The organism is Mesorhizobium sp. B1-1-5 (assembly GCF_006443065.1).
Classification (GTDB): Bacteria; Pseudomonadota; Alphaproteobacteria; order Rhizobiales; family Rhizobiaceae; genus Mesorhizobium.
Genome location: NZ_VFWS01000207.1, coordinates 1 through 4,020, shown reverse-complemented (window position 1 = coordinate 4,020; position 4,020 = coordinate 1). Strand labels below are relative to the sequence as shown.

General features: G+C 66.2%; 3 protein-coding genes. 1 reads left to right on the top strand and 2 read right to left on the bottom strand.

Annotation, left to right across the window (positions count from 1 at the left end):
• Positions 1–77: 77 nt before the first annotated feature.
• Positions 78–959 carry a LysR family transcriptional regulator gene (locus FJ980_RS29340; protein WP_140547125.1) on the top strand — a complete coding sequence of 294 codons (882 nt, stop codon included), beginning with the start codon at positions 78–80 and terminating at the stop codon, positions 957–959.
• Positions 960–1,460: 501 nt separating this feature from the next.
• Here the strand turns inward: FJ980_RS29340 and FJ980_RS29335 are convergent.
• Entirely contained in the window at positions 1,461–2,723 is a 1,263-nt protein-coding gene (locus FJ980_RS29335; RefSeq protein ID WP_140547124.1) for a D-amino acid dehydrogenase, read from the bottom strand.
• A gap of 87 nt (positions 2,724–2,810) precedes the next feature.
• A complete protein-coding gene (alr, locus tag FJ980_RS29330) occupies positions 2,811–3,962 on the bottom strand; it encodes an alanine racemase (RefSeq protein WP_246676594.1) in 1,152 nt (383 codons plus the stop codon).
• Positions 3,963–4,020 lie beyond the last annotated feature (58 nt).

The following is a 4,020-nucleotide window of genomic DNA, read 5'->3' as shown; positions in this document are numbered from 1 at the left end:
AGAGGGGGAGATGGCCGGCAGGCCAGAGGGGGGCGCGAAGGAACGCAGCGTTGACAATCACAGAGCGGACCACTCCCATGAACTGGGATGACGTCCGCATCTTCCTAGCCGTGGCCCGCGCCGGCCAGATCCTCGGCGCGGCCAAGCGCCTAGAGCTCAACCACGCCACGGTCTCGCGCCGCATCGCCGCGCTCGAAGAGGCGCTTCGCACAAAACTCTTCCGCCGCCTGACCACCGGCAGCGAACTGACGCCGGCCGGCGAGCGCTTCCTCGACATAGCCGAGCGCATGGAGAGCGACATGATCGCCGCGCGCTCGACCATTGCCGGCGAGGGCGACGATGTTTCGGGCACGGTGCGCATCGGCGCGCCGGACGGCTTTGGCGTCGCCTTCCTGGCAAAACGACTGGGCGAGCTGACTGCGCTGCACCGCGAGCTCACCATCCAGCTGGTGCCGGTGCCGCGCTCATTCTCCCTGTCGCGCCGCGAGGCTGATATCGCGATCACCGTCGAGCGGCCGAGCGAAGGGCGGCTGGTGGCGGGCAAGCTGGTCGACTATACGCTCGGCCTGTTCGCATCCCGCGCCTATGCCGAAGCCAACGGCCTGCCGAAAGCGCCGGCCGAGCTCGGCCGGCACACGCTGATCGGCTATGTGCCGGACCTCATCGTCAGCCCCTCGCTTGACTATGCCGCCGAGTTCAGCCCCGAATGGCGCACGACCTTCGCTATCTCCTCGGCGCTTGGCCAGGCCGAAGCGGTGCGCTCCGGCGCGGGCATCGGCATCCTCCACACGTTCGTCGCCCGTTCGATGCCGGAGCTGGTGCCGGTCGACATCGTCGCGCCCATCCGCCGCGCCTACTGGCTGGTCTATCATGAATCGGTGCGGCCGCTGCGCCGCGTGCAGCTGGTCGCCAACTTCATCACCAAGGCGGTGGAACGCGAGCGCGGCCTTTTTGTCTAGAACACGATCCAAGGACTGCTTAAGCAAACGTCCCCCAGTTCCTCGGCACGGAAATCTTGCCCGGTCGGCTATGTTCGCGTTGACAGATAATATGCCTCGGAGATTGGCCGAAACGGTGCGGCCTCATCATCCACGGGCGGAGCAAGGAGCGAAGCGACGCGCGCAGACCCGAGGATCCATTCCGTGACGCATGAGCGCTGCTGCGGTGCAGAATTCTGCTCCGCTGCGTCCTCGATCAAGGTCACGGAATGGATTCCAGGGTCTCCGCGACGCCGCTTCGCGGCTGCTCCGCCTTGGAATGATGAGATTGAGAGGCTTCTGCCAAGCGCCGGCGTTTGCGCCGCAAAAAGAAAAAGATGCATCCCTCGCTGCGGCCGATTCTATCACAGGCAGTTGGTCGTCGCCGCCTTGCCAGCGCGAGGCTCTACCGGCAGCTGTTCGGCGACAGCTGGGTCAGGGAAGCGTTCTGAAGCGAGCCCGCCGAAGCAGATGCAAAGCCCCTCAGATAGGCTTCAGATACCGCTCCGGGCTCAGGTCGCGCGCGTTGATCTCCGGCACCCGGTTGGACATGATGTCGGCGAGCACCTTGGCCGAGCCGCAGGCCATGGTCCAGCCGAGCGTGCCGTGGCCGGTGTTGAGATAGAGGTTGGCAACCTCGCTTTGCCCGATCAAGGGCGGTCCATCCGGCGTCATCGGCCGCAAGCCGCACCAGAAGCTCGCCGCCTTGAGGTCGCCGCCGCCGGGGAAGAGATCGCCGACCGAGTATTCGAGCGTGCGGCGGCGTGATTCCTGCAGGCGAAGGTCATAGCCCGAAATCTCCGCCGTGCCGCCGACCCGGATGCGGTCGCCGAGCCTGGTGATCGCCACCTTGTAGGTCTCGTCCATGACGGTCGACACAGGCGCGGCCTCGACATTGTCGATCGGCACGGTGATCGAATAGCCCTTGACCGGATAGATCGGTATCGGCCGCCCCAGCGAGCGCATGAACTGCGCCGAATAGCTGCCCATCGCCATCACGAAGGCGTCCGCCGATTTCCATCCGCTCTCCGTGAGGACGTTGGTGAGGCGATTGCGGTTCCTGACGATGCGCCGGATGGTCGAGCCATATTCGAAGGTCACGCCGCGCGCCACGCACAGTTCTGCGAGCTTATCGGTGAACATCTTGCAGTCGCCGGTCTCGTCGCCCGGAAGCCTGAGGCCGCCGACGAATTTCTCGCGCACCGCCGCAAGGGCCGGCTCGGCGGCGACACAGCCGTCGCGGTCGAGGATCTCGTAAGGCACGCCGTATTTCTTCAGCACCTCGACGTCGCCGCCGGTGCCGTCGAGCTGCTTCTGCTTGCGAAACAGCTGCAGCGTGCCTTTGGTCCGTTCGTCATAAGTGATGCCGGTCGCCTCGCGCAGCGCCTTCAGCGTGTCGCGGCTGTATTCGGCAAGTGGCACCATGCGCGACTTGTTGAGCGCGTAGCGCTCGGCCGTGCAGTTGCGCAGCATCTTGAGGACCCAGGTCCACATATTCGGGTCGAAGGCCGGCCGCACCACCAGCGGGCCGTATTTCATCAACAGCCATTTGACGGCCTTGACCGGAATGCCGGGCCCGGCCCAAGGCGAGGCATAGCCCGGCGATATTTCGCCGGCATTGGCGAAGCTGGTCTCGAGCGCCGGCCCCGGCTGGCGATCGTAGACGGTCACTTCATGACCGGCCTCGGCGAGGAAGTAGGCGGTGGTGACCCCGATCACGCCGCCGCCCAGCACGATGACTTTCATTCAAAGCTCCCTCAAAGCCGATCATGCCGCCTGAGACATGGACATTCCCCTGTCTGCCGGATTTTGCGGCACCCGCCAAGTGCTGGGTTATCCGCCGATGTAACGGCGGTGAAAGCGCGCGCCCAGGCTGGTCAATATCTCGTAGCCGATGGTGCCGGCATGGCCGGCCGCGTCGTCGACGCTTTGCGACGGACCGATGAGGTCGACGAGGTCGCCTTCGCCGAGCCGGCCGGCCGGAAGCGCCGAAATGTCGAGGATGATCGAATCCATCGACACGCGTCCGACGAACGGCAATCGCACGCCCTCGAACCAAGCGGCCGAAGCGGCGCGCCGGTGCCAGCCGTCGCCATAACCCAGCGAAATGGTCGCGAGATCGAGCGGTCCATCCGCCTGGTGGGTATGGCCATAGCCGATGCCGGCGCCGGCGCCGATCTGCCGCGTCTGCGCCACCTTGGCTTGCAGCCGTATGACCGGCAGCATCGGATTGGGCGCGTGTGGCGTCGGGTTGACGCCGTAAAGCGCGGCTCCCGGACGGGCAAGGTCACAGTGATAGGCCGGTCCGAGAAAGATGCCGGACGAGTTGGCCAAGGAGGCGGGCGCCGCGGGCAGCATCCTGCGCAGCCGCTCGAATTCGTGCCGCTGCCTCTCGTTCGCCGCCTGTTGCGGCTCGTCGGCGCGGGCGAGATGGCTCATGACGAAACGAATGTCGACGCCATCGAAGGCGCCGGCCTCCCCCGCGACCGCCTCGACTTCCGCCGGCGCCATGCCGAGCCTGGCCATTCCGCTGTCGACCTGGATGGCGGCGGCAAGGCTCTGGCCCATGCCTCGCGCGATCTCGCGCCAGGCCTTCAGTTGCATGGCGCTGTTGATGACCGGGCAAAGCCCGGCCGCCGCGGCTTCCGGTTCCGAGCCGGGCGGCAGCCCGTTCAGCACGAAGATGTCCGGCCCGGGGCCGATCGCCTTGCGCAGCGCGATGCCTTCGCCGAGCAGCGCGACGAAGAAGATGTCGCAGCCCTCTTTCGCCAGCGCCGATGCCACTTGCGCGGCGCCAAGTCCGTAGCCGTCAGCCTTGAGCACCCCGGCGCAGCGGACGCCGCTCAGCCGCGCCTTCAGCCGGCGGTAGTTTTCGCGGATGGCCCCGAGGTCGATCGTCAGGATTGCGCCGGCGGCCGCCTCGCTGACCGATTGGTTGCCGGTCCCGCAGCATCCTCCCAAAGCATCGCTGGCGTCGTCATCCACGGCGACTCTCCATCATTACATCGACAATCTATCATCGACGCAGCAACTGCTCTGAGGC

Coding starts and splice junctions, on each gene's coding strand:
- FJ980_RS29340 (WP_140547125.1), top strand. CDS start 78: ATGAACTGGGATGACGTCCGCATCTTCCTAGCCGTGGCCCGCGCCGGC.
- FJ980_RS29335 (WP_140547124.1), bottom strand. CDS start 2,723: ATGAAAGTCATCGTGCTGGGCGGCGGCGTGATCGGGGTCACCACCGCC.